We start from the raw sequence: 4,549 nt of genomic DNA on the forward strand, positions 1-4,549 counted from the left end.
GATTTCTTTTTCTGCCGCAAAAGCCGTGCCGCTCATCATGAAGCTCATCAGAAATATTATCATCAGTAATCGTTTCATTTCCTTTCACCCCTTATTCCACCTCAAATTCACCATACAGCATATAATGGGTATCCTTTTCCCCATTGGTTGTGCTCAGGCCTGCTCCTTCAAAATAGAAATCCGGCTCACCCCAATGGGTGGAATAATAAAAATCCCATCCTAATTTTTCTGCTTCGCCCTTTTCAAAATATTCGTCCCACGGATTGCCATAGACATTCTGCAAATGATAGCGATAGGAAAAGGGGATGCCCATGCGGTACTGCCCTGCAGGGAGGTCAGCATATAACCGACGCGCTACAGGAGTGATACCATCCATATTGTCCTCGGTTCTGGTGGCGTAGATAGGAAATCCCACATCATCGATGAATTGCGGCTCAGCTTCCTTCATCCTTTCCCATCCATGTTTTGTCATCTGCTCCAATGTAAAATCATATCCGAACAGAAAGGTCTGGGGTTCTTTATTCAAAATCGTCCCCTTCAGCTGTTTTTCCTCTTGATCATATTCCACATCCAGCGTGATTTCCGGCATTTCCTTTCCGATGATCTCGATCAGATCCTTCTCGCCCCATCTGCACCAACGCACTTCATAGCCCAACGCCTCTGCAAATTCCCGACAACGTACATACAGGGTATCATCCAGATAAAACTCTCCTCCATCCAGTTTCTGCACACTGCCATCTGCACCTTCCAGCAGTATCCCTTCCTCCTGAAAGTATGCTTTTGCCCTTACTGCAGATTCTGCGTCACTCCCCTGTGTCACCGCCTTCTGTAATGTAATGCCGTTTTCTTCCTCTTTCGCCTGTGTACCTGTCAGACGCTCCAAATCCCGCAGAGATACCATCCATTTTCCATTTCTGCAAAATGGCCTGTCCTGTAAAACAATCTCCGCATTGCGGTAAAATAAAACCTCCGGTTCCGCCCCATAGACAACCCCTGTCATCATCAGTACCCCTGTAAAAAAGATACAAAAAAATCGTTTCATAAAAAGGCCCCCTTTCTTTCCCTCAGCATAGCACTTTTTCCCCTCCATTAGGTTACAGCCCCCTTACAAAACTCTTTCAGATTTCTTAAGATTTCCGCAGAAAAACGCCGTTTTTTTCTGCCTAAAAAAAAATACGTATTTTCTGTTTATTTTTCTTGCAAAACTGCTCCTTTTCTGCTAGAATATCTTTGTTATGTCACATAGGCAAGTTTGAAGGAGGTGCGACAGATGGCTAAATGTGCAATTTGTGAAAAAGGCCAGATTACAGGTCATAGAATCAGTATCGAACGTTCCCAGGTATCCAGACGTGCGAATAGAAAATGGAAACCCAATGTAAAAAAAGTAAAAATCGTTGAAGCTAACGGCAACATCAAATCTATTTATGTTTGCACAAGATGCATGCGTTCCAACAAAATCACACGTGCAATCTAATTCCAACGAATGTTAAAAGCCATTCTTTTCTGATGAAAAGAACGGCTTTTTTTCGTGCGCGGAGAAAACGATTCTTCAGCTGAATTGCAAAGACTGCTTGCAGAACTTTGCAATTACAGGTGATTAGAATCACTTGCGGAGCAAGAGGATAAGTAAAGCTTCTCTTTACGCATCGTTTTTCTATTTTCACTTTTTTATAAGCCAGCATCCCAGGCAGACAAAAAATATCCCTACCAGATATACACACTTGGGGATCAGACATGCCAGAAGCATCCCCGTCCCCAATGCGATCAGTAATACACCGCATAACCACTCTGTCGGCGCACCGTTGCATCTTCTGCGCATCCCGTCACCCCCTTTTTCCATTCTTATGCCGCAAAAGAAACTTTTGTGCAAGCAAAAAGCTCAGATCTTCATGACCTGAGCTTTTTGCTTAATCTCTTGATTTGATCACATACAGATAACCTGTTTTGATATCGATAGTTGCCTTTTCCTCTGCCAATACATTGCTGACTGCGATATAATCGCCGTCCAGTGTCAGTGTTGCATCCGTCAGAGGATAGGAAAACCCTTTCAGCGTAATGCCTGTCACTTCCATGGAAAGGGGCAGTGTGGAAACCAAATCCCCCACCTTGCCTTCTACCGTCAGGTGGCTGTCGATAACCTCTACGCAGTTCTTATCATCCACCAGACGGGCTCTCACACCCTTTTTCAAAAGGGAAAGCAGATAATGGGCATTGGCCAGCGTATGATCGAATCTGTCACCGATACCGCCGAACAGCACCACATCCGTCACTCCCAGTTCCAGTGCCAGAAAGATGCCCAGCTCCATATCTGTTTCATCTTTTCTGGTCGGAAACTGACGAATCGGAATATTTTTGCCCTTATAGTATTCCAACACATCTGCAGACACGGAATCGAAATCCCCCACGATATAATCCGGATCAATTTCCAATGCTTTCGCATGACCCATCCCTGCATCACAGCAGATCACCACATCTGTATCTTTCAGATATTCCTTACAGAAATCATACGCACGGATGGGTGCTCCGCCAAAAATGACCGCTTTCATGATTATTCATACTCCTTGAAGATTTCCAGGAAGCCTTTTGCTGCACCGGCAATATCTTCTTTACCGAATACTGCGGAGCCGGCAACAACCACATTTGCACCTGCATCCAGTACTTCACGTACGTTATCCAGCGTAATGCCGCCATCCACTTCGATATCATAGTTCAGGCCCAGTTCTTTTTTCCATTCAGCCAGCTGTCTGATTTTGGAAACATGCTGTGCCATAAACTTCTGACCGCCGAAACCTGGTTCTACTGTCATAACCAGAACCATATCTACATCTTTGATGAAAGGATATGCCACTTCCACAGGTGTTCTGGGGTTCAGTACGATACCTGCTTTTGCACCTGCCGCTTTAATCTGCTGGATCACTTCTGCAGGATATTTTGTTGCTTCCACATGGAAGGTGATGAGGTCGGAACCTGCTTTTACGAATTCTTCTACATATTTTTCAGGTTCCACGATCATCAGATGTGTATCAAAAACCATTTTACTGTCTTTTCTGATGCTTTTGATCACAGGGATACCAAAAGAGATGTTAGGAACGAAAATGCCGTCCATGACATCCAGATGGATATAAGGTGTGCCTGCATCTTCTACGATTTTCAGCTGTTCCGCTACTTTACCAAAATCGATGGAAAGCATGGAGGGGGAAAGTTTGATGTTCATATTAGTATCTCCTCTCTTCTTCTTCTCTCAGTTCGTTATAAATCATTACATATCTGTCATATCTCATCTGATCAATGGCTGCGCCGATCTGTTCCTTCACAGCACAGTCTGGCTCATTGATGTGGATACAGCCGTTATAATAGCACTTATGGTTAAAATCTTCGAATTCACGGAAATGATACTGCAGTTTCTCCGAAGGGATATGGGTCAGGAAAAGAGATGTAAACCCGGGGGAATCCACAATATAGCTCTTTTCCGTGATCTGGATCAATTCCGCATGGCGTGTGGTATGCTTGCCGCGCTGGATCTTTTCACTGATCTCCCCCGTCCCCAGTTCCAATCCGGGAAAAGCCGCATTGATGAGACTGCTTTTTCCTACACCGGAAGGCCCTGCGAATACAGATATTTTGTTTTCCAGTGCATGGCGCAGTTCCTCAATGGCAATGCCTTTTTCCGCGCTGGTACAGATCACAGGATACCCCGCTTTGCGATACATTTCCGCCGCTTCCAGATATCTCTCTTTCTTGTCTTTGTCGATTTTATTGATGACGATAACGATGTCCAGTTCCTGTTCTTCCGCAAGGAGCAGGAATCTGTCCAACAGATCAAGATTCATATTCGGACTCTTGGCAGCAAAGACGATCACAGCCTGATCTACGTTTGCCACACGGGGGCGGATCAGTTCATTTCTTCTGGGCAGGATCTCATCGAGACTGCCCTTCTTATTTTCCTCATCCAAAACAGAAATACGTACCGCATCCCCCACTGTAGGGCGGATGCCTTCCTTACGAAAGATCCCTCTGGCGCGGCATTCATAAACGCCTGTTTCCGTATCGATATAATAAAAACCGCCAATTCCTTTTAAAATTACGCCTTCCAGCATTTTTTCACCTTATCCTCGATTCTTTATTCTCCAAAGTTCACACTCTGAGACCACTGCTGCATATTATCCAGATAGCAGGTCACTGTACCGCTGCCGCGGCCTGTTACAGATACACTGTAAGGGAATTCGGATGCATCGCGATATTCATCCACCACAGGGAATGCGCCATCCGCATCATTTTTCACCACTCTGACATAAACAGAACCGCTTGCACCGGAGGGAGCATTGATGGTGAAATATTTTGTGCCCTGTGCAGCATGCTGGCCATTGTCTGCAGAAGGTGCGGTGGTATCCGGAGTCTGCGCGCCTGCGCCTGTGCTTACCACCAGATTAACCACACTGCCGCGGGATACTTCTGTATTCGCCGCCACTGTCTGTGTGATGACCTTCCCTGCTGCCACACGGTCACTTGCCGCTTCGGAAACGCTGCCCACTGTCAGGCCAACCGCTGC

The 4,549-nt window shown here is 45.7% G+C and carries 7 protein-coding genes; 1 reads left to right on the forward strand and 6 read right to left on the reverse strand.

Annotated elements, in window-relative coordinates; genetic code table 11:
- Positions 1-91: 91 nt before the first annotated feature.
- On the reverse strand, positions 92-1,042 hold the full coding sequence (locus ACJMLT_RS09385; protein WP_405729929.1) for an immunoglobulin-like domain-containing protein: 951 nt from the start codon (positions 1,040-1,042) through the stop codon (positions 92-94).
- Positions 1,043-1,270: 228 nt separating this feature from the next.
- On the opposite strand from ACJMLT_RS09385, the gene ACJMLT_RS09390 reads away from it, so the two are divergent.
- On the forward strand, positions 1,271-1,474 hold the full coding sequence (locus tag ACJMLT_RS09390) for a large ribosomal subunit protein bL28 (RefSeq protein ID WP_405729932.1): 204 nt from the start codon (positions 1,271-1,273) through the stop codon (positions 1,472-1,474).
- A 186-nt stretch (positions 1,475-1,660) separates the two neighbouring features.
- Here the strand turns inward: ACJMLT_RS09390 and ACJMLT_RS09395 are convergent, their stop codons facing one another.
- The 5 genes from ACJMLT_RS09395 to ACJMLT_RS09415 form a co-directional block, all read right to left on the reverse strand.
- Positions 1,661-1,819 carry a hypothetical protein gene (locus ACJMLT_RS09395; protein ID WP_405729935.1) on the reverse strand — a complete coding sequence of 53 codons (159 nt, stop codon included), beginning with the start codon at positions 1,817-1,819 and terminating at the stop codon, positions 1,661-1,663.
- 88 nt (positions 1,820-1,907) lie between these two features.
- The gene (locus tag ACJMLT_RS09400) at positions 1,908-2,546 is read right to left on the reverse strand and encodes a thiamine diphosphokinase (protein WP_405729938.1); all 639 of its coding nucleotides are present in this window, start codon (positions 2,544-2,546) and stop codon (positions 1,908-1,910) included.
- A 2-nt stretch (positions 2,547-2,548) separates the two neighbouring features.
- Positions 2,549-3,214 carry a ribulose-phosphate 3-epimerase gene (gene rpe, locus ACJMLT_RS09405; RefSeq protein WP_405729941.1) on the reverse strand — a complete coding sequence of 222 codons (666 nt, stop codon included), beginning with the start codon at positions 3,212-3,214 and terminating at the stop codon, positions 2,549-2,551.
- Between the two features lies 1 nt (position 3,215).
- A complete protein-coding gene (gene rsgA / locus ACJMLT_RS09410; protein ID WP_405729944.1) occupies positions 3,216-4,097 on the reverse strand; it encodes a ribosome small subunit-dependent GTPase A in 882 nt (293 codons plus the stop codon).
- A gap of 23 nt (positions 4,098-4,120) precedes the next feature.
- Positions 4,121-4,549 (reverse strand): PASTA domain-containing protein (locus ACJMLT_RS09415; RefSeq protein ID WP_405729947.1); only part of this gene is annotated, 429 nt, incomplete at its 5' end.

The organism is Anaerotignum sp., assembly GCF_045122575.1.
GTDB lineage: Bacteria > Bacillota > Clostridia > Lachnospirales > Anaerotignaceae > Anaerotignum_A.